The sequence below is a fragment of the Butyrivibrio sp. genome (assembly GCF_015056685.1).
Taxonomy (GTDB): Bacteria; Bacillota; Clostridia; order Lachnospirales; family Lachnospiraceae; genus Butyrivibrio.
Genome location: NZ_SVFW01000003.1, coordinates 12,540 through 36,360 on the forward strand (window position 1 = coordinate 12,540; position 23,821 = coordinate 36,360).

General features: G+C 42.2%; 14 protein-coding genes. 7 read left to right on the forward strand and 7 right to left on the reverse strand.

The genetic code is table 11. The features are described from left to right. Positions 1-136: 136 nt before the first annotated feature. The gene (locus E7303_RS01575; protein WP_292143537.1) at positions 137-2,803 is read right to left on the reverse strand and encodes a Tex family protein; all 2,667 of its coding nucleotides are present in this window, start codon (positions 2,801-2,803) and stop codon (positions 137-139) included. Between the two features lie 188 nt (positions 2,804-2,991). Here E7303_RS01575 and E7303_RS01580 point away from each other — a divergent pair, with 188 nt between their 5' ends. From E7303_RS01580 to E7303_RS01595, 4 genes are read left to right on the forward strand one after another with little or no spacing between them, the layout of a single operon-like run. Continuing rightward, positions 2,992-3,396: a hypothetical protein gene (locus E7303_RS01580; RefSeq protein ID WP_292143538.1), complete on the forward strand. Its 405-nt coding sequence runs from the start codon at positions 2,992-2,994 to the stop codon at positions 3,394-3,396. A gap of 32 nt (positions 3,397-3,428) precedes the next feature. Further along, positions 3,429-3,926 (forward strand): hypothetical protein, encoded by a 498-nt coding sequence (locus tag E7303_RS01585; RefSeq protein WP_292143539.1) that lies wholly within the window; start codon positions 3,429-3,431, stop codon positions 3,924-3,926. 19 nt (positions 3,927-3,945) lie between these two features. Further along, positions 3,946-4,680: a DUF975 family protein gene (locus E7303_RS01590; protein ID WP_292143540.1), complete on the forward strand. Its 735-nt coding sequence runs from the start codon at positions 3,946-3,948 to the stop codon at positions 4,678-4,680. A 14-nt stretch (positions 4,681-4,694) separates the two neighbouring features. Then, complete coding sequence (locus tag E7303_RS01595) at positions 4,695-6,620, forward strand: glycoside hydrolase family 2 protein (protein ID WP_292143541.1); 1,926 nt, start codon at positions 4,695-4,697, stop codon at positions 6,618-6,620. A 79-nt stretch (positions 6,621-6,699) separates the two neighbouring features. On the opposite strand, the gene E7303_RS01600 is transcribed toward E7303_RS01595, so the two are convergent. The 5 genes from E7303_RS01600 to E7303_RS01620 form a co-directional block, all read right to left on the reverse strand. Beyond that, on the reverse strand, positions 6,700-8,070 hold the full coding sequence (locus tag E7303_RS01600; protein WP_292143542.1) for an MATE family efflux transporter: 1,371 nt from the start codon (positions 8,068-8,070) through the stop codon (positions 6,700-6,702). A 221-nt stretch (positions 8,071-8,291) separates the two neighbouring features. Continuing rightward, positions 8,292-8,735: a hypothetical protein gene (locus E7303_RS01605; RefSeq protein ID WP_292143543.1), complete on the reverse strand. Its 444-nt coding sequence runs from the start codon at positions 8,733-8,735 to the stop codon at positions 8,292-8,294. 2 nt (positions 8,736-8,737) lie between these two features. Further along, entirely contained in the window at positions 8,738-11,941 is a 3,204-nt protein-coding gene (locus E7303_RS01610) for a glycoside hydrolase family 3 C-terminal domain-containing protein (RefSeq protein ID WP_292143544.1), read from the reverse strand. A gap of 16 nt (positions 11,942-11,957) precedes the next feature. Next, positions 11,958-13,490: an MFS transporter gene (locus E7303_RS01615; RefSeq protein ID WP_292143545.1), complete on the reverse strand. Its 1,533-nt coding sequence runs from the start codon at positions 13,488-13,490 to the stop codon at positions 11,958-11,960. 17 nt (positions 13,491-13,507) lie between these two features. Next, a complete protein-coding gene (locus E7303_RS01620; RefSeq protein ID WP_292143546.1) occupies positions 13,508-15,460 on the reverse strand; it encodes a glycoside hydrolase family 2 protein in 1,953 nt (650 codons plus the stop codon). A 125-nt stretch (positions 15,461-15,585) separates the two neighbouring features. Between E7303_RS01620 and E7303_RS01625 the strand changes: the two genes are divergently transcribed. The 3 genes from E7303_RS01625 to arcC all read left to right on the forward strand — a co-directional run bounded on the left by E7303_RS01625 (position 15,586) and on the right by arcC (position 18,606). After that, the gene (locus E7303_RS01625; protein ID WP_292143547.1) at positions 15,586-16,299 is read left to right on the forward strand and encodes a LytR/AlgR family response regulator transcription factor; all 714 of its coding nucleotides are present in this window, start codon (positions 15,586-15,588) and stop codon (positions 16,297-16,299) included. Between the two features lie 7 nt (positions 16,300-16,306). Continuing rightward, positions 16,307-17,593, forward strand: a complete 1,287-nt coding sequence (locus E7303_RS01630; protein WP_292143548.1) for a GHKL domain-containing protein — start codon at positions 16,307-16,309, stop codon at positions 17,591-17,593. A gap of 74 nt (positions 17,594-17,667) precedes the next feature. Further along, on the forward strand, positions 17,668-18,606 hold the full coding sequence (gene arcC, locus E7303_RS01635) for a carbamate kinase (protein WP_292143549.1): 939 nt from the start codon (positions 17,668-17,670) through the stop codon (positions 18,604-18,606). A 67-nt stretch (positions 18,607-18,673) separates the two neighbouring features. Here the strand turns inward: arcC and E7303_RS01640 are convergent, their stop codons facing one another. Then, positions 18,674-23,806: a hypothetical protein gene (locus tag E7303_RS01640; protein ID WP_292143550.1), complete on the reverse strand. Its 5,133-nt coding sequence runs from the start codon at positions 23,804-23,806 to the stop codon at positions 18,674-18,676. Between the last annotated feature and the right edge of the window lie 15 nt (positions 23,807-23,821).

Sequence of the window (23,821 nt, forward strand, 5' to 3'; positions counted from 1 at the left end):
AAAACATAAATTCAGATTTCCACAATCATTATTATACCTTCTTTACAATCAACTATCCTTGCATATTTTGCTCTAATCTAACTAATTATTTGCATTTACTAAAAGACCACTCTGAATAATCAAAGTGGTCTTAAAATCAGTCGTTAGCATTTCCTTTAAAAATGACAATGCCCTTTTTCTTGAACTTCTTAGGAGCCTCAGTAGTTGTTGCTGCAGGCTTTGCAGCTTCTGCAGGCGCTGATGCTGCCTTTGGAGCAGCAGTCTTTTTAACAGGAGCAGCTTTCTTGGTTACTCCTGCTGCCTTTGCAACCTGATCAACAACTGAAGTTCTCTTTGGTGCAGGCTTTGAAGCCTTATCCTCAGCTTTTACCTTTGGTGCAGGTCTCTCTGCAGCTTTTGCAGCAGCTTCTGCAGCAACCTTTGCAGGATCCTGAAGCTTCATTGAAAGAGAAATTCTCTTTTTATCAAGCTCAACATCAAGGACCTGAACATCTACAATATCTCCTACGCTTACTGCCTCAAGAGGGTGTTTGATGTACTTGTCCGTGATGTGTGAGATATGAACAAGTCCATCCTGGTGAACACCTATATCTACAAAACATCCAAAGTCGATTACGTTTCTTACTGTTCCCTTAAGTACCATTCCCGGCTTTAAGTCCTTCATATCAAGGACGTCGCTTCTAAGAATTGGTGCAGGCATATTCTCACGAGGGTCTCTTGATGGTTTTTCAAGCTCTGAGAGGATATCTGTAAGTGTGATCTCACCGATTCCAAGTTCCTCTGCAAGTTTCTTTTTATCTGACTCAGATACTTTCTTTGACAGTGATCCTGTTGCAGGAGCTGTATTTGAAGTATTCTCAGTTTCTTTTTCCTTCTTTGAATTTGAAACCTCCGCTTCTGTGACAACGAGGTTACTTCCCGCAAGAGCTGCAGCAAGAGCCGCACCCATAGCTGTGCTTGTATTTCTGATAACAACCTGCTTTGCTTTTTTCTGTGGCTTTGGCTTTTCTTCCTTTTTAGCTGAAGGCTTTTCAAGTGAAGCCTTAGCAGCGTTCTTCTGAGCCTGCCTTACATCATCAAAAGTGATTCCAAGCTTATCCATGAGTTTTAATGTAGCATCATAGGATTCAGGATGAACACTTGTGGCATCGAGAGGGTTCTCACCGTCAGTAATCCTTAAGAAACCTGCACACTGCTCATATGCCTTAGGTCCGAGCTTTGGTACATTTAAAAGCTCTGCTCTGCTGTTAAACTTACCGTTCTCTTCTCTATATTCAACGATGTTCTTGGCAATAACTTTGCTGATACCTGAAATGTACTGAAGAAGTGGAGCTGATGCTGTGTTGAGGTCTACACCAACTTTGTTAACGCAGGTCTCTACTACACCTTCAAGGGCTTCTCCAAGTTTTTTCTGGTTCATGTCGTGCTGGTACTGACCAACACCGATTGACTTAGGATCGATCTTAACAAGCTCTGCCAAAGGATCCTGAAGTCTTCTGGCAATTGAAGCTGCGCTACGCTGTCCTACATCAAACTGTGGGAACTCCTCTGTAGCAAGCTTACTTGCTGAGTAAACTGAAGCACCTGCCTCACTTACGATAACGTACTGAACAGGCTTATCCAGCTCTTTTATCAACTCGACGATAACCTGCTCTGACTCTCTTGAAGCAGTACCGTTACCAACTGAAATAAGGTCAACATCGTATTTGTCGATGAGTTTTTTAAGCTCGACCTTGGCCTCCTCAACTTTGTTCTGAGGTGCTGTAGGATAGATGACCTTTGTATCAAGGACCTTACCTGTTGCATCTACGACTGCGAGCTTGCAGCCTGTTCTGAAAGCAGGGTCCCAGCCAAGGACTGTCTTGCCGGCAATAGGTGGTGCCATAAGAAGCTGAGTGAGGTTTTTGCCAAATACGGAAATAGCGCCGTCCTCAGCCTTTTCTGTGAGTTCGTTTCTGATATCACGCTCAATAGCAGGAGCAATAAGTCTTTCATATGCATCCTGGTTGATTTCTTTTATTACAGGAGTTGTGACAGGATTGTCGTTTTTGAGCATCTTTTTATCAAGGTACTGCAAAATCTGCTCTTCGGGTGCCTCAATCTTAACAACCAGGAACTTCTCTGCCTCTCCACGGTTAAGAGCAAGTACTCTGTGTCCGAGAACTTTTTTAACAGGCTCTTCGTAGTTGTAGTACATCTCGTACACGCTCTGAGCCTTCTCATCCTTGGCCTTACTGGTAAGCACGCCCTGCTCCATTGTAGTTTCTCTTATGTATGTTCTGAAGTCAGCGTTATCAGAAACATCCTCAGCTATGATATCCATAGCTCCCTGAAGTGCCTCAGCAGGGTCATTGACTCCTTTTTCAGGGTCAACGAATGCAGCAGCCTCCTCCTGGAGCGGCTTTGTTGTTTCCTGCGCCAAAAGAATATTTGCAAGACCTTCAAGTCCCTTTTCTCTTGCGACGCTGGCTCTTGTCTTTCTCTTTGGTCTGTATGGAAGATAAAGATCCTCCAGAGCTACCATTGTTTCTGCAGCTATAATCTTGGCTTTGAGTTCGTCAGTCATCTTGCCCTGTTCTTCTATAGAAGCAAGTACCTGCTCTCTACGCTCTTCAAGACCTCTTAAATACTTAAGCCTTTCATCAAGATTACGAAGCTGCTCATCATTAAGTGAGCCCGTTACTTCCTTTCTGTAACGAGAAATGAATGGGATGGTGTTGCCTTCGTCAATAAGTTTGACAGCGGCCTCTACCTGCCACTTTTCCACGTTAAGTTCTTCTTTGATCTTTAATACAATATCCATACTTCCCTCGCTTATAAAAAGCTATTTAATAATAAATTTTTGCTGAAATTTCTATAAATCAGCACACTCCCCTATTATACCAAGCATTTTGCACTGTTTTCAAGACTTACATAAAGGCCCAAACATTGTAAAAAAGCGGTTAATATTGTATATTTAATGTATGAAATTATGTTCGCGAGGAGTTTTGTATGGGCGATAACGGGGATGATAAGTACTACTACAATAATTACAACTACAACAAGAGCCACAATCAGCTTGACGGCCACGTAAACATGGCCACTGTAGCTCTTATTACAGGACTTATAGCTATTCCTCTTTGTTTTGTCATGAATATAGGCATTGTCCTTGGAGGAGTGGCAGTTGTCCTTGGCATTTTGTCTAAGGGTTCAGAGAAAAAGTTGCTCCCTCAGGCAAAGCGCGGAATTATATATGGAACTATCGGTATAGTTCTTGGTTACATTGTTTTTGTTTCATCTATGCATACTATTCTTACTGACCCTACCTACAGACAGCAGCTCAACCAGATGTCCGAGCAGATGAACGGTCAGAGTTTTGACGATCTGTTAAAAGAGCTGGGACTAAGCGATCTGTAACAGTAAGAGTCCTATGTTGAAAAGAGGTGCCTATGAGTATGATCGGTGCAATAGGCGGCGGATATGGAATGTTCGGAGGTTATGCAGCATCTTCCACAAGTGCTGCAGAAGCTACAAAACCTATCCTTAATCCAAACGAGTCTACCCAGAAAGCTCCTGGAAAAACATCATCTCCTGCAGAGTGTGAGACCTGCAAGAACCGAAAATATCAGGACGGTTCTGATGAGATGGTTTCCTTTAAGAGCGCACAACACATTGATCCAGCAGCGGCAGGTGCAAGAGTCCGCGGTCACGAGGCTGAGCATGTGAGTAATGCATATAAAGACGCAGCCCAGAACAACGGCAAAGTCTTACAGGCTTCTGTTTCTATCAAGACAGCTGTATGTCCTGAGTGTGGGCGCGTTTATGTAAGCGGTGGAACAACAGCCACCAAAATAAAATATGAAAACGAGGAGAATCCTTATCAGAAGGTGAGAAAGTCCATGGACAGACAGGGACTTGTGGGGAACAACGTAGATCTTGCCGGATAAGGCGGGGTTTATTATCAAAATGACTAATCTAAAATCATCAGCAGAACTTAAAGCAATCGCAAAAGAACGTTCTCTTGAAAAGTACGGAACACTTATATCTGCGGATCTTATCGTCATCATCATACAGCTGGTTCTGTCTGGTATTGCCACTGTTTCCAGTTCCGGAAGCATAATTCAGTATGTAATAAATGAAGTAATAGTGCTTATTGTAAGCATTCTTTTAGGTGTGCTTGTTTCAGGCAAGACATACCTTTATATGAATCTGATCTATTCACAGAATGTCTCTATTTCAGATCTCTTTTTCGGATTTAAGATATTCCCTGAAAAGGCTGTGAAAGTTCAGTCTCTTTTTGTGCTTGTAGACTTCGTTATAGGGCTTCCTGCCACATATCTTCTCTACCTCACACAGCACAACACTTCACCGAATCTGATACTTGGAACAATACTTGCTCTTTTCGTAGAGCTCATTGTTAATATTTATGTTCGTCTGACTTATTCACAGGCTTTTTACCTTCTTCATGATTTCCAGGACAGAAGTGCGAAAGAGCTGTTGTCAACAAGCAGACGCCTCATGAAAGGCAATCGTTTTAAACTTCTTTATCTCAACGTATCATTTATCCCGATCATGCTCCTTGGTGTGATAACTCTTTTTATCCCCCTTCTGTGGATAAATGTATATCGCAATGCTACACTTGCAGCATTTTATCAGGACCTTATTATGCAGTACGCACATAATAATACAGTAGAACACTAAAAGGATGGTATGTTATGGACTTAATTGATGCAATCAAAGCTATCGATAAGCCCCACGAAGATGACATTCTAAACAGACTCTACACGACTTGGGGTGAAAACATTGATCCTGCCAATCTGTTAAAAGAATATCCGCGTCCGCAGTTCGTCCGTGATAGCTACATCAATCTCAACGGATATTGGGAATATCTTTTTGCCCCTGTTAATTCAAAAGATGAGCTTCCTTCTCGCATGGAAGGAAATATTCTTGTACCGTTTTCGCCGGAAGCCATTCTTTCAGGCGTTGAAAAAAGACTCCTTCCGGATCAGCTTCTATGGTATAAAAAGAATCTCCCCTGTATCACAAGAAAATCCCGCACTTCAAGGATTCTTCTGCATTTTGGAGCAGTCGACCAGTTTGCTGATGTATTTGTAAATGACTCCCTTGTTGGTTCTCACAGCGGTGGATATCTGCCATTTACAATTGATATAACTGATTTCCTTATTTTCAATGAGGATAATCTAAGTACAGCCGATAACACGATTTACCTAAGGGTTCGCGACACCAGTGATTCATCCTATCACAGCCGCGGCAAGCAGACTTTAAAACGCGGTGGCATGTACTACACAGCTCAAAGCGGAATCTGGCAGACTGTATGGATCGAAGAAGTTCCTGAAGTCTATGTCAGGGAGATAAAAATCCATCCCGGCGCAGACCTTCATTCCGTAACTATAGAAGTTGCAACCAACAAAAAAGCTACCGTAACAGTGAAGATTCCCGGCCACGAACTTGTTAAGTCACCTGACTCTGACACTCGTCCCGGAATAACCTTTAGTGGAGACTGGTCTTTTTCTTCAGACACGTATCCTACTATCGGTGTAGATCACTCTGCTATTGCACCTTCCTACTACAGCTTTAAATTCAAGATTGAAAGTCCTCATCTGTGGAGTCCGGAGGATCCTTACCTGTATCCGATCCAGATCTTATGCGGCCAGGATCATGTAAGCTCCTATTTTGCCATGAGGTCTTTTGAAGTCAAATATGACGACAGAGGCAAATCCAGATTCTTCTTAAACGGAAGGCCCTATTTCCTCATGGGAGTTCTGGATCAGGGCTACTGGCCCGATGGCCTTTACACTGCTCCATCTGATGATGCTCTCATATATGACATAACCGAGATGAAGCGTCTTCATTTCAACATGATGCGCAAGCATATAAAGGTTGAGTCTGCACGCTGGTACTACCACTGCGACAGACTTGGCATGATAGTATGGCAGGATATGGTAAGTGGCGGCTCCTCCTATGCCAAGCCCGTGGTTTCTTACCTGCCAACTCTTTTTCCTAAGGTATTCGGACGTATGTCCGACGGACCGGCTTACTACAAGACTTTCTCAAGAGGCTCTGCTGAGGGCCGCAGGGAATGGCTCGATGAAATGCAGAACACCATAAGGTATCTCTACAACGTTCCAAGTATTGCTACCTGGGTGCTCTTTAACGAAGGCTGGGGGCAGTTCAATGCTGCAAGTGCCACTATTATGGCAAAAGAGCTGGATAAGACCCGACCTGTTGACCAGGCCAGCGGATGGTTTGATGAGGGAAGTGGCGACTTTAGAAGTGTCCACAATTACTTCAGGCCTTTGTCTGTAGAAAACGATCCTAAGGGACGTGCATTCGTCATATCCGAGTACGGCGGCTACACCTGCCACATAGGCGGTCATTCAAGCGTAGACAGGGTTTACGGCTATAAAAAATACGACACCTTAGATGACCTTGGTGTCGCTTACTACAATCTTATAAATGCGGATCTAAAACCGCTTATTCCAAAGGGTCTGGCCGGTGCAGTTTACACGCAGGTCTCTGACGTCGAGGAAGAGGTAAATGGCCTTATGACCTACGACCGCAAGATAACCAAGATAAATCCTGACCTAGACCCAAACATGAGCAGCCGATTGAATGAATGAGACAAAGGGGACGGTTCTAGTTGACTCGCGACTAAAGTCGTGAGTCAACTAGAACCGTCCCCTTTGTCTCTTACAGAAATCAGTAAACTTCTACCTGACCTCCAAATATTCTGCGCAATTTATTCCTTACCATGATGAATGCAGGGATAAGGAAAAGATCTGCAAGTATCCAGGCTGCCGGTGAAGCAAGGCATATAGCTATGAATCCAAATCTAGGAACAAGGAGAATAGCAACAACGCTTCGGCCTATCATCTCCATGACTCCGGCCAGGACGGCAAACATTGAAAAGCCCATGCCCTGAATCAGGAATCTCACTATGTTAACAAGTGCCAGCGGAACATAAAACATACTGTTGTAGAAAAGGAACATGTGAGCATTATCAAGGCAGGCTGCCTCTCCTGCATCAAGGAATATCATTGAGAACTGTCTTCCAAAGAGGGCAAGCACTACGAATGCAAGGATTGCATAGCCGCAACCAAGCTTAACTGCTGCCACAAGTCCCTGCTGAAGGTGGTCAAGCTTTTTGGCTCCAACATTCTGCCCACCATAGGTAGCCATTGTTGAACCAAGAGCATCAAAGGGAATACAGAAGAACATTCCAACCTTACTTCCTGTTGTAACAGCGGCTGCCGCATCTGTACCAAGGGCGTTGATGGCGGTCTGGAGGATAACACTTCCGATGGCTGTTATCGAGTACTGAAGTCCCATTGGAACACCCATGTTAAACAGGATAACAAAGTGGTCTCTGTCCAGCTCCCAGTCTTCTTTCCTCAAATGAAGGATATCTATCTTTTTGATTATGTAAACAAGACACATTGTGCCCGCAGCAAGCTGTGAAACCACAGTAGCAAAGGCTGCTCCAAAAATCCCCCAGTGAAGAGGAATGATAAACAAAAGGTCCAATACAATATTGAGAACTGAAGCAATTATCAGATACTCTACAGGGTGCTTGGAATCTCCAAGGGCTCTTATTATGGCAGAGAGAAGATTGTACATATATGTAACCGGTATTCCAAGAAAAATAACGATAATATAAATATATGCATATTCAAAGACATCTTCAGGAGTCTTCATGATAACAAGTATCTGTTTGCAAAAAACGCTGACAAAAAATGTCATTACAACTGCAAATACAGAGCAAAGAATTATGGCATGTGACACGAACTTTCTCATGCTCTTATAGTCTTTTGCACCAAATCTCTGAGCTACAGGAATCGCAAATCCGTTGCAGACTCCCATGCAAAAGCCCATTATAAGGAAGTTAACAGCACCGGTTGTTCCCATTCCTGTATAGGCCTCTTTTCCAAGAAACCATGAAACTATTGCAGTATCGATCATGTTGTACATCTGCTGGAAGAGCATGCCCCAGAAAAGTGACATGGCAAATCCAAAAATCAGAGACATTGGATTTCCAACTGTAAGATCTTTTATATTACTTGTCTTCTTCATAAATTACCTATTTTTCTTGAATCCCAATTCATAACGCGCTTCGCAAAAAGCTTTGCTCAAACAAATATAAGTCAGAGCATTTATAACCCTGACTTATAGTATCTAACAACGAGATAGTCTACTACTTTTTATCAAAATTTCAAGTGAATTTTTTATGTCTTTTTCATAATATAAATCCCTCACACAGACGTTTGTCCATGTAAGGGATCTGTTAAAATTTATCAGTTCTCTTTAACTGATCTTGAAAATGCACCAATGATCAGAATGATATCAGCTACAAGGAAAGCTGCAATTGAAACTACTGTTACGTAGAATACCTGCCAGCCTACTGTGTTAACTGAATCATAGCTGAAAAGTCCCGCAATAAGGAGGATTCTCTCTGAAAGAACCTGACCAAATGCTGCTGTGTAAACTGCAATGGCACCAAGAACTGCAAGAGTTCCTAAGATGTCATGGTTGCCAAACTTGTTTGGAAGGCAGATTGCAGCTACTGCAAGGATTATTCCGCAAACTCCAAGGAGTGCTATTGTTCCCAAATTTCCGAGAGCATAAGTCACTGTCATTTTGCTGCAGATAAGTGCTGCCACAATTCCAACAATACCCAGTACTGCTGCGATGCAGTTAAAGTATGAGCCAATGCTCTGCTTTTTCATAAAGTCTGCCATATTCAAGCCTCCTTCTTTTTTCTCTTTGAAAGGACGTACAGCAGTGCAAACAGTACTGTAAATGCAGCTGTAACTCCGATTGCTGTGTAGTAAGCTGTTCTCCACCATGTGTTTAACTTAACAACATGTGTTGTTGCGTTGTACCTGTTCATAAGGTTACTTGATGCTATTGCATAGAGAACATTATGAGCTGCCTCACGAACTGCAAGCTGAGCGTTCTTGTCTCCTGCAAATACCGATGCACTGATAGTTGAACCATCTGCCTGATTTGCAAATCTTGGGCTGTCAAGAGTTGTATCTGTGTAGAATCCTGACATTCCTCGTGTATCGTAGCAGGTAGCACCGGATGTAAGAACTGCTGTATAAAGGTCAAAGTCATCATAGATATCTGTTACAGCATATCCTGTGAAGCCCCATTCCTTCTTGAGGATCTCAGTCATAAGTCCTGTGCTTACAGTACACTCAACCGGTCCGATCTTGGAGAAGGAGATCATGAGACCTCTCATGCCTGCATCGTAGTCTTCTGTATCATACTTTGTTGCTTCGAAAGCAATCTGGTAAGCTCTAAGCTCAACTTCACGGGCTCTCTGCTCTGTCATGAATGGAGCAACACCTGCTCTGTTTGTCTCCTGGTCGTTGAATGCATAGTGCTTAGGAGCAGCAATAAGACCATAGTTAAGTGCACCAATTGCAAATTCCATTGCTGTGTAGCCTGAGAGGATAGGATCCTCTGAATAGTACTCGCCGTTACGTCCGTTATAAGCGTGGCGGTGTGTGTTAAGTCCGGGACCCCAAAGGATCGGAATACCTGTAAAGAGTGACTCGATACCGATAAACTCGCCGAGATCATAAGCAAGCTGTGGATTAAATGAAGCTGCTGTAAGCGGGCTGCTTCCGAATACTTCAGGATGCCAGTTTCCGTTAGGATCATCACTTGAGATGTTCCATGGAGCCTCTGTATCTTTTGACGCATTGAGGTTAACTGCAATACCGTTTCCGGCATTCTCTGTCATGTATGTCTCAACTGTTCCAATTGAGTCAGCACCAGGGATACTTGGGCCACCGAATGTAGCAAGGTACTGAGCCTCTTCAAGTGTCATCTCTGAAAGAAGTTCATCCCACTTCTCATCATCAAAGTCAAGGCCTGCCATCTCATAGAACATGAGGTCGCCGTCCTGGCCCCACTTGATATCTGATGTATCATCATCTGTCTTAAGTGTGTAGTACTTACCATTGAGGTAATCAATGAGTTCCTGACTTGTAAGCTCCATATCGCTGTATGTCTTAGGATATGTACCTTCCCAGTCAGCACGGCTAAGGTATGTAACCTCGCCATCCTGGAAGTAATTCCAGTCAGCATAGTCAAGCTGGTTAGAGATCTTTTCACCTGTCTTTGAATATGCAAATGATGTTCTTGCAAGTGTATCTTCTGTGATCTCTGTCTGGTATGCATAGTCTGCATTTGCTTCGCCTACAAGTGATGCAGTGTCGATGCCCTGAGCTGCCATGATATTGTTAAGTGCATCATGAGCGCCGTTACCGAATGCGAAGTAGTATGTGCCTGGATCGATTACGTATGTACCGAATGTTCCATCGCCATTGTCAAAAGAGCTGTCGTAAGTAGCAATGTACTGAAGATCAACAGTTACAGGAACTACTTCTGATTCTCCAGGCTGCAATGTGCCTGTTTTTCCATAGTTCAAAAGAACTATTGCGCTCTTCTCAAGTCCGCCTTCTGTATAAGGAGCCTGTCCATAGATCTGAACGCTCTTTTTACCTGCTACATCACCTGTATTTGTAACCTTTACATTAAATGTGGCTGTTGCTGTTGTTACATCGCCGTCTTTTGAAATTTCAAATACCGGATCACCTTCATATTCCATATCAAAAGTTGTATATGAAAGTCCATAGCCGAAGCCATAAGCAACTTCTGCGTCATAATCCCAGCCGTTAGCTGATGCATATGTTCCTGCATTTGAAGTAGCATTTCCCTGTCCGAGAACTGCATCATAATATCTTGTTTCATAGTAGCGGTAACCAACATAGATTCCCTCAGCCTCTATGATGTAGTTGCTGCTGTTTTCTCTTGTGATAACTGATTCAGCATTCTTGTATGAGAAATTTCCCATATTCTGCATAGCTGGAGCAGAAAGGTTATATGTTGGGAAAATATCAGCAAGTCCGCCTGAAGGGCTAACCTTTCCTGAAAGGATATCTGCTACACCGAGCATTCCGTATGAGCCTGGTGCACCGATCCAAAGGATAGCATCAATATCTGCATCGTCCTTAAGGTCGCCGATCTCTACTGCTGAAGCGCTGTTGATAAGAACGATAACCTTATCACTGCACTCTTTTGCAAGAGCAATAATATCTTTTTCATTAGTTGTAAGAGCAAGAGGCTCCTCTGCACCAAGTCCTGCTACGATTCCACCAGGGAGATAGTCTTCACTCTCTGCGCTTGGTCTGCCGATAACAACGATCGCTGCATCGCCATACTGAGCAAATGTGCTCTTATAATCTGCGTTAACTGCCTCAATTTCTGCAATTGAAGGCTCGCCCGGATCATACTCTTCTGAAGGGCCTGCATTTTCTGTATGAAGGTATGTCTCATTGAGCTTTGTATAGATGCTGGTCATTGTAGAATTAACCTTGAATCCGGCACCGTCAAAATCAAACTCATCACCAGACCATCCGTCTGTTGTTGCTCCTCTTTCAACCTGGCCTGTTGCCCAGTTCTGTGAAAGTGATGTAGTGATGTGATGAGCGAAATCTGTCTTATTGTTCTGAAGTGCCTCATCGAGATTGATAAAGCCTCCGCATGCTTTTACACCAAAGCTTGATCCTAAGATTGGCACCTGTGATCTGATACCAAAAAGTGTAACTGCACTTCCTGATGAAAGAGGTAATACTCCATTGTTCTTAAGAAGTACTGTTCCTTCTGCTGCCTGCTGTCTGTTAAGATCAATAGCAGCCTGGATAAGTGCGTGTGAGTTACCTGTACCGTCTTCGTTAAGAAGCTCTGCAGGTGGTGTGAATTTGTCGTACACAGCATCCTGATCATCTGTTACCATCATCTCACTCTGTGTTCCAAGAGCAGTGTCGATTGTTGATGAAAAGGACTCAAGTGTGTTTCCAACGATTACTGAGATTGACAGCAAAAATGTCATCAGTGCTGCTAAACCTCTGAAAATACCTGTCTTTTTCAAGTTTTCTTTCCTCCTGTTATTTATATTGTTCCATTGCCTTCTCTATACTCATACCTTCTTCAATGGCCTTCTTGCGCTTCTGATTAACTTCCTGTATCATGCGCATCTTTTCCCCCGTTAAGATGTAACCCTTCATTGCAATGATCGTAGCAATCCAAGCAACCATAGGCACTACGCAGAAAAGTATGATAACAACTGCATTCATACCAGATGAGTATGGGGTCTCAGCAGTTGGTAGAGACTTGATTCCTATCAGACTTACAGCGATTCCGACTACTGTAGCTGACAGTGAGGAAACAAGCTTATCCACAAGGGAAAAGAGTGTTCCCATGATTCCAGGAATATATTTTCCTGATCTGTATGTTTCATAATCTGAGCAGTCTGCAACCATTGGGATTGGCATATCTGCTGTTGAATAATAAGCACCATATCCAACACCAAAGAACACAAGGAAAAGAACTGTGTAGATATTGATGCTGAGCTTTCCGTTTGAAATAAGTGAGAGGTTAACTCCCGGCACACCCTGCTTCCATGCAAGTAAAAGTGCAAGTACACCTACATAACAAACAAGTGCAAGTGATACATATCTAAGAAGTGACGCCCTCTGGCCTTTCTTTTGACTTGTTCTTACTGTGAGAACAAAGAAAGGAACTGAGAATACGTAACCAACTATCATCATTGGAAGGTAAAGTCCGTCGTAGTTACCCATCATGCAACCGTAGAGCATGCACAATACTGTTGTGTTTGTGGCGATTGAAAGAGCCAGTTTGCATCCGGCGCCTGCAATCATAAGTCTCTTCATAGGGCTGTTGTTTTTGATGATCTCCACGTATTCTGAGATCTTTACCTTTTCCTGCTTGCTTCCACCGATTCCGAAGTACTTCGGCTGGTCTTTTTCCCAGATACCGATGATGGCAAGTATTGTAAGAATAATTGAAACTGTGATTCCAATTGGTGTTAAAACCTTGTAAAAATCTGCGCTTGAGTAGTCTGCAACATTTGCTCTGATGATCGGAGCAAGGAACTGCATAACTCCCATTCCTGCAAGAGAACCTACAGTATTGAATATTGTGAAAAGAGGTCTCTGGTTAGGATCAGATGTAAGAACTGTCTGACCGGCTCTTGTGCAGGAGGTCTGGAATGTATAGCCGATAACCCAGATTGCATAGAGGCCTACAAAAGCTGCGTACCTAAGAGCCATCATTGTGTCAGGAATCATAGGGGTGATGATGTACATAGTGATAATGCTAAGTGCCATAATGACATTTCCGATCACCATGAAGGGTCTGAACTTACCGAATTTACCGTTTGTTCTGTCCATAAGCGCGCCGATAACAGGATCTGTAATAGCGTCGAATACTCTCATTCCTGTTACCATCACTGACGCAAATAAAACTCCAAGTCCAAGTACGTTTGAACCAAAGGTCGCAATGTAAGCAAGGACCAGGACGTAGTAAACATTTGTAGCCCCGTTATTCAGCGGAAAAAGCACCAGCTGATAGAGCTTTGCTCTGTTTATTCCGTCATTTTTTGTTACTGTTTCTGCCATAACTCTTCTCCCTCTTATTACTTTGTCCAGTTAGCTCCCTTATCTCCTGATTCCTTAAGTGTATATTCAGGATTTGGTCTGCTAACCTTTCTAAAGACTGCTTTGTCGCGGCATGCCCCGCTTACAGCCATAAATTCATTTTCTCCCGTAAGAGAAACCTTAAACTCAAATACATGCTGGCCATGCTTGGTCTCAAGCTTGTTTCCATCTTTGTAAAGAGTAACTTCGTTCTGATTTGAATAAACCTTTACAGTTATCTTGTTTGAGGTTCTGTCCCTAAATCTCTTGGATGTGATATGAACAAAAGGTTCTTTGCTCCACCATGCTTTGTAGATGTAGAAGCTGTCTTTCTTGGTCTTCCTGTCAAAAGTAATAAGTCCCTTGTGGTTCATACCCGGCTCACCGCCCTGATTTCTTGCATCTGCTGCAAAGTCGAACATATTCCAGACGTGTGTTGCCCACATAAATGGATTTCTCTCAAAGCATCTGAGCATGTACTCGTGATAATGGGCCTGATACTCCTCTGTGTGGTCGCCTCTTCTAGGTCTTTCTGAATGAAGGTTTGGCATTCCCTCACATCCATATTCCGAGTAACCAAGGCTTCTGTCCGGATAAACGAAGTGGAAAAATCTCATCCACAGGTCATTTAAGAAAAGTCCCGGAACATACCAGCCAAGATAAAGGTTCCAGCTTACAGTATCTGTGATATGCGCCACTTTATTGAATGGTCCGCAGACAGCATAACAGGCAAGTGTTGTAAATCTTGTCTTATCCATTTCATGACATAGATCGTTAAGCTCTCTGTGGTTATCCAGCATATCCTTTTTGTCTTTTGTGGATATCGTTATCTCATTGGAAATACCCCAGCACACAATTGATGGATGGTTATAGTTCTGAATGATCAGTTCTTTCATCTGGCTGATGGTGTTTGCTCTTCCATTTGGCATGTGCTCTGAAATATAAGGAATCTCAGCCCACACTACCATTCCCCTCTCATCGCAAAGATCATAAAATGTCTGGCTGTGCTGATAGTGCGCAAGTCTGATAGTGTTGGCTCCAACCTCGCAGATAAGATCCATATCCTCTTTGTGCATCTCATCTGTGATTGCATTACCAAGGCCTTTCCTGTCCTGATGTCTGCTAACGCCGTGAAGAGTATATTTTCTACCGTTCAGATAAAAGCCTGTCTTGGGGTGATAATGGAAATCTCTGACACCAAAACGTGTCTCTACTTCATCAACCACATTTCCATCAACCAAAAGCTCTGCCTTTAATCTGTAAAGATATGGGTCATCGATTCCATCCCAGAGATGAACATCCTGAATGAGCATATCTGACCAGCCCTCATCCATAGATCTGTGAGACATCTCCTGACATACTTCATTTCCCTCTTTATCAAAAATCGTGACACGCACTTCCCCTGAATCAGTGTTGAGCCACATTTTTGTGGCTACCTTTGCTTTTTTATATCCTTCAATAGGAGTTGCTGTAACCTGAAGTCCCTTGCCTCCGAAGTAATCCAGGTCAAATCTCTTTTTATTAACTACTACGAGCTTTACATCTCTGTATATTCCGCCGTAGAAAGTGAAATCCGCCTTTTGTGGATAAACTCTGTCGTTTGGTCTGTTATCCACTTTTACAAGAAGGTTGTTCACTCCCTCCTTCAAAACTTCTGTGATATTTTTTCTGAATGTGGAATAACCACCTTCATGTCTGATTATTCTTTCATCATTTAAAAAGACGTCGCACTCTGAATTCACTCCGTCAAACTCCAGATAAACGTCTTCACTGTTTCTATCAAAGGAAGGACTTTCAAATTTCTTTTCATATGTTGCCAGTGTCCTTAGATAGTCATTTCCACCATCCTGACCGTCGATATTGTTCCAGGTATGCGGAATATTGACTACTTCTTTTTCTTTTCCATCAATAGAAAAGTTCCAATCGTTGTTAATGTTGTGAATTTTTCTCATGCTAAATCTCCTTTATATGGTTAAATCTTACAAAATTGCAATATATGATTTCAATCATTGTGGAATAAACGACAGTTTTAACAGCATAATTTACAATGCACAATTCAATGCTGTAAAATAGACTCATGAAACAGTTTCGAGTAGCTATAATTGAAGACGATACAGAGTATTCTTCTTTCCTTGAAAGTTGCCTTGAAAAGTACGGTAACGAAAAGGGATTTGATTTTAATGCAAAAATATATACCAAGGCCGAGAGCTTTTTAGATGATTACAAAAAGGCTTTCGACATTGTTTTTATGGACGTGGATTTGGGAAAAGGTTTCCTCAATGGTATGGAAGCCGCTAAAAAGCTGCGTCGGATTGACGATACAGTTCTTTTGTTCTTTGTTACAAACATGCCTCAATATGCGCCTGAAGGCTACGGCGTTGACGCTTTGGACTACTGTCTTAAGCCCATCAGCTACAGCAACCTCTCTGTAAAGCTTGACAAGGCCATGCGACTTTTAGAGGGAAGAACAGGTCAGCCCGTTAAGGTAAAAGACAAAAGAGGCACTCACATTCTTTCTTCCAATGACATTATGTATATCGAAGTAATGGGACATGATCTGATGTTCCACACTGCTGATGAGATAATTGATTCTTATGGCGGCCTAAGCGAAAGGGAAACAGAGCTTGCAGGGAGTAACTTTGCCAGATGCAGTGCCTCAGTTCTTGTAAATCTCGCTTACGTAAAGGGGCTTTACGGCGATGAGATCAAGGTCGGCAGAGATATGATCAAAATCGGTCGTTCCAAGAAAAAAGCTTTTTTGGAACAGCTTAATATGTACCTTGGAGGATGATTTTATAATGAACGGTTCCATGATCATAACCCTTACATCTGTGGGATATTTCTTAGAGATTCTCGTTGCAGAGCTTCTGTTTTTAAGCGCCTATAAAAGAAAAAAATTCTTTATATTAAGGTTTGCTTTAAGTCTTATAGTAGCCATACCTCTGGTCCTTCAGATAGACTTCTACAGCACTTCTTCCACTTTAGGAAGATTTATTTTTCTACTTATAATAATAGGAATTACCGCTGTCATCTCGATTGTGTCATTTGAAGGTGATTCTTTCTCCATAATCTCATCATGCATAAACGGTGTTGCAACTCAGCACATTGCCAATAAGCTCACTTTGATGATCACTCTTATTCCTTTTGTAAAAGAGGCAGCTTCATCAAATTATATTTTTTCCATCGCTTTAGAAATTATCATTTGTTCGATTGTTTATATTATTGTTTTCATACTGGTTGCCAAAAACTTCCATTTTGAAAAAAATTCAATAAGGCTAAATGTCCTGTCTATAACAATCGTCCTCACCTGTATTGGCGTAAACAGACTGGTTGTAGACCACAGTTCTGACAACATCTACTACGAGATTGCAGCTTGCACATACGCCATCATATGCTGTGCCCTTGCCCTTGCCATGCAGCTTTATCTGTACAGATGGCAGGAAGAAAAATCAGAGTCCCTGGTTATAAAAGGTCTTTTGTCTGCTTCTGAAAAACAGTATGAACAGTGGAAAGCAATGGTTCAGTTTACTAACATCCAAACCCATGACTTAAAACATATGCTGGACAGGATCGAACGTCTGGCAGAAGAGAACAAGCTTGATGTGCCGGATCTTTCACCTATCAGAGATTCAATTGAAGGCTTCGCTCCCCTGGTAAAAACAGGCAACGAAGTTCTTGATGTTCTTCTTAGAAATATGAGCACTCTCTGCAAACAGCAGAACATCCGCTTTAACTGCGTAAGCTACACAGATTCTCTCGGTGCCTATGACAGCATGTCCTTGTATTTTCTTTTTGCCAATGCAATAGATAATGCAAGAGCCGGCGCTGATTCTGTAACAGATCCCGACAAGCGCGTGATCGATGTCAGTCTTAAAAAATTCGGAGATTCTGTTATTATCCATATTTGGAACTATTTCGAGGGAGAGATTGTTTTTGACGGCCAGCTCCCAGTCAGAGAAAAAAATGAAAGTGGTCACGGCTTTGGCGTAAAGAGCATAAAAATGCTGGTTGATAAGTTTGAAGGCGCCATGAACGCATACGCTGAAGAAAATGTATTTCATCTGAATATTATTCTTCCTATTTAACTTTTAAAACCGGGGCAATTATTGTACAATAACTTTATCTTTACTAGCACATTCCGTGCGGAAACGGGGATAAAATGGACAATATTAAGGCTGTAGTTTCTCTAGGACACGAAGCTCTCGGTGTTACAACCAATGAGCAGATGAATGCAACAAAGGTCACTGCCAAGGCATTGGCGGATCTCATAGAAGCTGGTTATCAGCTCGTCATTACCCACAGTAACGGACCTCAGGTCAGCATGATCCATAAAGCGATGACTGAGCTCCACAGAATCTATATCGACTACACAGCAGCTCCTATGTGCGTGTGCAACGCCATGAGCCAGGGCTATGTAGGTTACGATATTCAGAACTCCCTAAAAACAGAACTTACAAGTCGCGGCATCTCAACTCCTGTAAGTACACTTCTCACACAGGTTACAGTAGATCCTTATGATGAGGCTTTTTACGCACCTACCAAGGCAATCGGAAGAAACATGTCAAAGGAAGATGCTGACACCGAAATTAAAAAGGGTAATTTTGTAAAAGAAATTCCAGGCAAAGGCTATCGCAGAATAATTGCTGCTCCCAAGCCTATAGATATAGTAGAGATTGACGCCATCAGAGCACTTGTTGATGCAGGCCAGGAAGTTATCGCCTGCGGCGGCGGCGGAATTCCTGTAATTGAACAGGGCCACGTACTTAAGGGCGCTTCCGCTGTTATTGAAAAAGATGCCATTGCCGGTAAGCTTGCTGCAGACCTTAAATCTGACAAGCTTATAATCCTTACTTCCGTTCCTTATGTATATACAAACTTTGGCAAAGAGGATCAGCAGCCAATTCAGAAGATGAATGTTGATGCAGCTAAGAAATATATCGAAGCCGGAGAATTCGGCGAAGTTGACATGCTTCCAAAAATTGAAGCAGCTATCGAGTTCCTTGAAGCAAATCATGCAGGCGAAGTTCTTATCACTTCTCTAGACTCTGTTAAGGATGCGCTCAAGGGCAAAGCCGGAACACAGATCGTATTTGAATAATAACTCAGCATTACTAAAATAGCCCAGTGCACACGCACCGGGCTATTTCTTTATCTCTTTTTACCTATCACTCGATTGGTTCGATATTAACTGAAAGTCTTCCACCATCCCAGCTATCGTTTCCATCCGGATCAATAGCAAACATGATTATATCACCCGCACTAACATCGAATTCTTGATAAAAGCCTCTGCTTCTTTCGGAATCAAAGTTCCCCTGCGTGTCTCCTCCAATCCACTCTTTTTCTTCTCCATTTAAAAAGATTCTCATACATGTTCCATTTGCATCAGGATCATCACTATTTGCAAACTTAACGTATTCTCCACTGACTCTCACACTTCCATCCTGAGCTACAATCCACATGTATGCTGCGTTTCTCCAGTTTCCCGGTTCAACGAAATCCCTCTTAAGTTCAGGCTTTCCGTCATTGTAATATCTTTCTGCATCCGGATCATATGTCAGCTCGCTGAAGTTTTTACCATCCCAGTCACACATTCCATAGTGCCATCCATCAACGCCCTGCTCACCAAACGCATCGTACAGGCAAGTGCTGTTGGTTCTGTCTTCAGTTCCTTCACCACTTGGGTCTTCAGGATCCATTACAGGATCACCTCCCGGTGTTGTCGGATCTACCGGCTGCTGCTCCCCAGGCTCTACTGCAGGATCAGTGGTACCATTTTCTCCAGGCTTATCCGTTGGTTCTTCTCCACTGTCAGGAACCTTCTCGGCATCTTCGATAGTTACGGTAAGTCGTCCACCATCATAGCTGTCATTTCCGTCAGGATCCACAGCAAACATTACTATATCTCCTGCATGAACAACATACTCTTCCTTGAACTTAACCTCGACTTCAGAACCAAAGTTCCCCTGCGTATCTCCACCAATCCACTTCTTTTCTTCGCCGTTAATGAATATTCTCATGCAGACGCCATTGGCTTCAGGGTCGGTATCATTAGCAAATTTTGTATAGCTTCCTTTGACTCTTATCTTACCTGTTTCTGCAACTTCCCACTGATATGCAGCATTTCTTCCGTTACCCGGCTCAACAAAATCTCTCTTAAGCTCAGGCTTTCCGTTATTATAGTATCTTTCTGCTTCTGAATCATAACTTAACTCTTCAAAGTTTTTACCATCCCAGTCGCACATTCCATAATGCCAACCATCAACACCTTGCTCACCAAACGCATCAAAAAGGTTTGTGCTATTAGTTCTTGTTTCCTCACCGGCAGGTTTTTCTTTTACCTCATAGGTACTAACTGACAATTTTCCTGCATCATATGAAATATTCCCCTTTGCACCAATCACAAAGGACAAAATATCGCCCCTCTTTACCTCAAGTTCAGTAAGCATGAAATCTACTTTACTGTCATTTCCATCGCCCTGTAGTACAGGAACATCTTCTTCCTTCAGAACTTCGCCATTAAGATATATCTTAAGCGATACACCATCAGGATAATCCGGATTCTCATCGTTGTGTCCAAACTTAGTGTAGTCTCCAAGTACATCTATCTTGCCATCTTCATATACTACCCACTGATAGATTGCAGCTTTTTTCTCGCCGGGATGAACGAAATCCTTTTTCATCTCAAGATTATTATTGGTTGGTGATACAAAAGCTGTCTTGTCATCATTTGTATACGTAAGTACTCTTGCAGTTTCAAGGTCATTTCCTTCAAGGAACCACCATCCATCATGTCCCTGCTCAATCTTATCCAGGTTTCCTAAAACAGTGTTGTTGGTCCTAACTTCATCACCCAAGCAAACCTTTTTCTCATTGGAATCTGCAATATCAATTTCAAGTCTTCCGCCATCCCAGGCATTGTTCTTGTTGCATCCAATGTCGAATGTGAGTATATCGCCTTTTTTAACCTTAAGCTTCTTGATATCGATGTCTCTTGTATTGTTATTACCTTCGCCCTTAGAGCAATTGCACTCTGTCTTAAAAAGACTTGTATTATTCTGGAATACTTCTACAGTTACACCGTCTGGCCAGTTTTCATTGGGATCCTGATGTCCAAACTTCACGTATTGGCCTGTCACATCAATTTCTCCATCTGCTGCCACAACCCACTTGTACATTGCATCAGCGTTAAGTCTTGGCTGAACAAAGTCTTTTTTCACTTCAAGATTCTTTAATTTTCTGGAGACATACCCTGTATCATCAGCTGTTTTCTTTGAAAGGACTTCGGCCTTATCTATGCTTCGGCCCTCGCAGTAATACCATCCATTGCTTCCCTGCTGGCCAAAGTCATGGGCAAGGTTAGCATAGTTGACGCCACTTTCGTTTACCATCTTTGTAGTTTTTATTTCAGAATCTTCTATTACAAAAGTAAAATTGCCGCCATCATACGCTGTATTCTGTCTGCCATCAACCAAAAGAGTGATAGTATCTCCCTCTTTTACCTCAACACCTTCTTCATAAAACTTCTCAGTGACTTTCTCGTCTGTAAGTGGCTTGAATTCTTCCTTATCCAGCTCTTCATCATTTTTGAAAAGATATACTGTCACACCATCAGGCCAGTCTGGATTTTTGTCTTCATTGAGAAGCTTTGTATAAGATGCCATGATATCAATCTTTCCATCCTGGGCTGCAACCCATTTTACATTTGCTGATCTTCCTTTGTTAGCAGGCATTATATAATCACGTTTTATCTCTATTCCGTCCAGTGTGACAAATTTTTCGTAGTTTATAAAGCGTTCAACATTCACAGCAAAAGAAGGCTTTAAGTAATAACCTGACTGGAAGCACCAGCCATTATCCCCCTGGTCATCAAAATCATCCTGAAGAGATGCGTTATTTGTTCTGCCTGTTCCTTTAGCTACAACGTCCTCTTCGGTCTTTCCCACAAGTGAAGTTAAGCCCTTTATAGAAAACTCAAATTTTCCTGCATCATAAGCATTGTTTTCCTTACCATTCACAACCATAGTGATATAGTCGTCTTTTGAAACATCCACAGACTCAACATCAAGTCTTTTGGTTATCTCAGTATTTCTGTCTGCTGCAAATTCCTGCTGTGCCAGAATTGTATTGTTGTGATAAAGAGTGACTCTCGTTCCATCAGGCCAGTCTGGATTTTTATCCTCATTCTTAAGCTTTGTATAAGAAGCATCAATCCTGATTTTTCCGTCCTGTGCTACTTTCCACTTGATCACTGCTGACTTGCCTTTTCCGGGATTTACAAAATCTCTTTTTATCTCAAGTCCTCTGGAATCAATATATCTTTCGTCATCAGCTTCATATCTTCGCATGTTGTATGCCACAAACGGTGCATCACCTGTGCTTTCCTGATAAAACCAGCCATTCTTTCCAGGTTCGCCAAAATCATATTTCACATCGGCAAAGTTCTGCCTTGTCTCGCAGTCATCTATAGATATATCGTTTTCAGTAGTAGCGTTAGTGAGATCAAAAATAGAAAACTCGTACTTTCCTGCATCATAGGCGTTGTTTTCTTTTCCATTTATGACCATTGAAATATAGTCGCCTTTTTTTACAGCTAAGGACGCAACATCCATTCGCTTTGTAATTTCCTGCTGCCTGTCCGGAGCAAACTCCTCCTGGGCAAGAACCTTGTCGTTGTGATAAAGTGTAACTCTCGTTCCATCAGGCCAGTTTGGATTTTTGTCCTCATTTTTCAATTTAGTGTAAGAAGTACTAAGTTTAATTGTCCCGGTCTGTGCAACCTTCCATTTGATCACTGCAGACTTCCCCTTTCCGGGATTAACAAAGTCATTTTTTATTTCCAGATAGCTGCTGTCAAAATATCTGTACTCTTTTTCATCGAAAGTACGCATATTATAGACTTCAGAAGGGTCATCCCCATAGCCTTCCTGATAGAACCAGCCATTTTCCCCCTGCTTTCCGAAATCATATTTGACATCTGCACAGTTTTCCCTTGAAGCATCTCCTTCTATGACAATATCTTTTTCTGTGGTGACATTAGTTCTGTCAAGTATCGATATATCAAAGCATCCTCCATCATAGGATGCATTCTGATTGGCATCTACAACAAAATATAGCCTGTCGCCGGTGCTTACGCTTATATCCTTCTGTCTGAAGGAAATCTCATTTGTCCCTTTCTTAGGTGCATACACCTTCTGAGAAAAGAGCTTTTCACTATTTTTATATATAGAAACTGTTACACCATCAGGCCACTCAGGGTTGCCATCGTTTTGTTCAAACTTTGTATAAGTCGCCCTTACTTCTACAGCGCCGTCAATAGCTGGCTGCCAACAGAGCATTGCTGCATCATTGATTGCCGGGTGGATAAAAAACTGACTAATGGAAAGATTTGGAGATGTGGCATTCATATACTCTCCATTCTTTTCAGTGGAAACAAGTTTTGCCGCTCCTACACTTTTTCCACACATGTAGGTCCATCCATTATTTCCCTGGCTGCCAAAATCATCGATAGAATAAGCATTGTTATCTATCCTCGTCACATCTTTTTTGACACCCATAACCTGTGAATCAACATCAGCTATTGAAATGTACAAAGAGCCGCCATCATACGCATTGTTCATGTTTGGATCCACGACGAAATAAAGACTCTCCAGCTCTTCCACATGCAAAGACTTTAATGACTCCTCTACAACTTCCTCTTTATCAGTCTTGGCATCAACCTTGTATCTGCCTATAGCCTCGTCTCCCTTATACACATAGAGCGTAACTCCATCCGGATACATTGGGTTTTTGTCATTATTTACGTTTTTAACATAAGTAAGATCTATGTTTATCTCACCGGCTTTAGCTGCTCTCCATTCAAGAATGGGGGCTGTCTCCCCTGCAGTGTGGATAAAATTAGACTTAACTTCAAGGCCGTTTTGTCCAATCTGGTAATATCTTTCTCCATCAAAAGACTCCAGTCTTTTTGACCTTGCAGGATCCTGAGATGATCCGTACCTGTAAAACCAGCCATTAGTCCCCTGCTCACCAAAGTCCGCTACGTTAAATGCATTGTTTGTACGATTCTCATCATCAATAAATTCCGGTTCGGAATAGGCATCAGAAGTAAAAGATGAAGGCCATTTACTTGCAAATGTCATTATCTCATTCTCTACCACTTCCACTATTGGCTGCGAATCCTCTTTTGCTATGATAAATGTTGCAGACCCTGCAAAAACTGCTGCCCCAGCCAGAATTCCTACAATTGCAATTTTATGCTTTGCTACCATTCCTACAATACTTTTTATATCCACTCCCATATGCTTCCTCCCAAA

Coding starts and splice junctions, on each gene's coding strand:
- E7303_RS01595 (WP_292143541.1), top strand. CDS start 4,695: ATGGACTTAATTGATGCAATCAAAGCTATCGATAAGCCCCACGAAGAT.
- E7303_RS01600 (WP_292143542.1), bottom strand. CDS start 8,070: ATGAAGAAGACAAGTAATATAAAAGATCTTACAGTTGGAAATCCAATG.
- E7303_RS01605 (WP_292143543.1), bottom strand. CDS start 8,735: ATGGCAGACTTTATGAAAAAGCAGAGCATTGGCTCATACTTTAACTGC.
- E7303_RS01620 (WP_292143546.1), bottom strand. CDS start 15,460: ATGAGAAAAATTCACAACATTAACAACGATTGGAACTTTTCTATTGAT.
- arcC (WP_292143549.1), top strand. CDS start 17,668: ATGGACAATATTAAGGCTGTAGTTTCTCTAGGACACGAAGCTCTCGGT.
- E7303_RS01575 (WP_292143537.1), bottom strand. CDS start 2,803: ATGGATATTGTATTAAAGATCAAAGAAGAACTTAACGTGGAAAAGTGG.
- E7303_RS01580 (WP_292143538.1), top strand. CDS start 2,992: ATGGGCGATAACGGGGATGATAAGTACTACTACAATAATTACAACTAC.
- E7303_RS01625 (WP_292143547.1), top strand. CDS start 15,586: ATGAAACAGTTTCGAGTAGCTATAATTGAAGACGATACAGAGTATTCT.
- E7303_RS01590 (WP_292143540.1), top strand. CDS start 3,946: ATGACTAATCTAAAATCATCAGCAGAACTTAAAGCAATCGCAAAAGAA.
- E7303_RS01615 (WP_292143545.1), bottom strand. CDS start 13,490: ATGGCAGAAACAGTAACAAAAAATGACGGAATAAACAGAGCAAAGCTC.
- E7303_RS01640 (WP_292143550.1), bottom strand. CDS start 23,806: ATGGGAGTGGATATAAAAAGTATTGTAGGAATGGTAGCAAAGCATAAA.
- E7303_RS01585 (WP_292143539.1), top strand. CDS start 3,429: ATGAGTATGATCGGTGCAATAGGCGGCGGATATGGAATGTTCGGAGGT.
- E7303_RS01630 (WP_292143548.1), top strand. CDS start 16,307: ATGAACGGTTCCATGATCATAACCCTTACATCTGTGGGATATTTCTTA.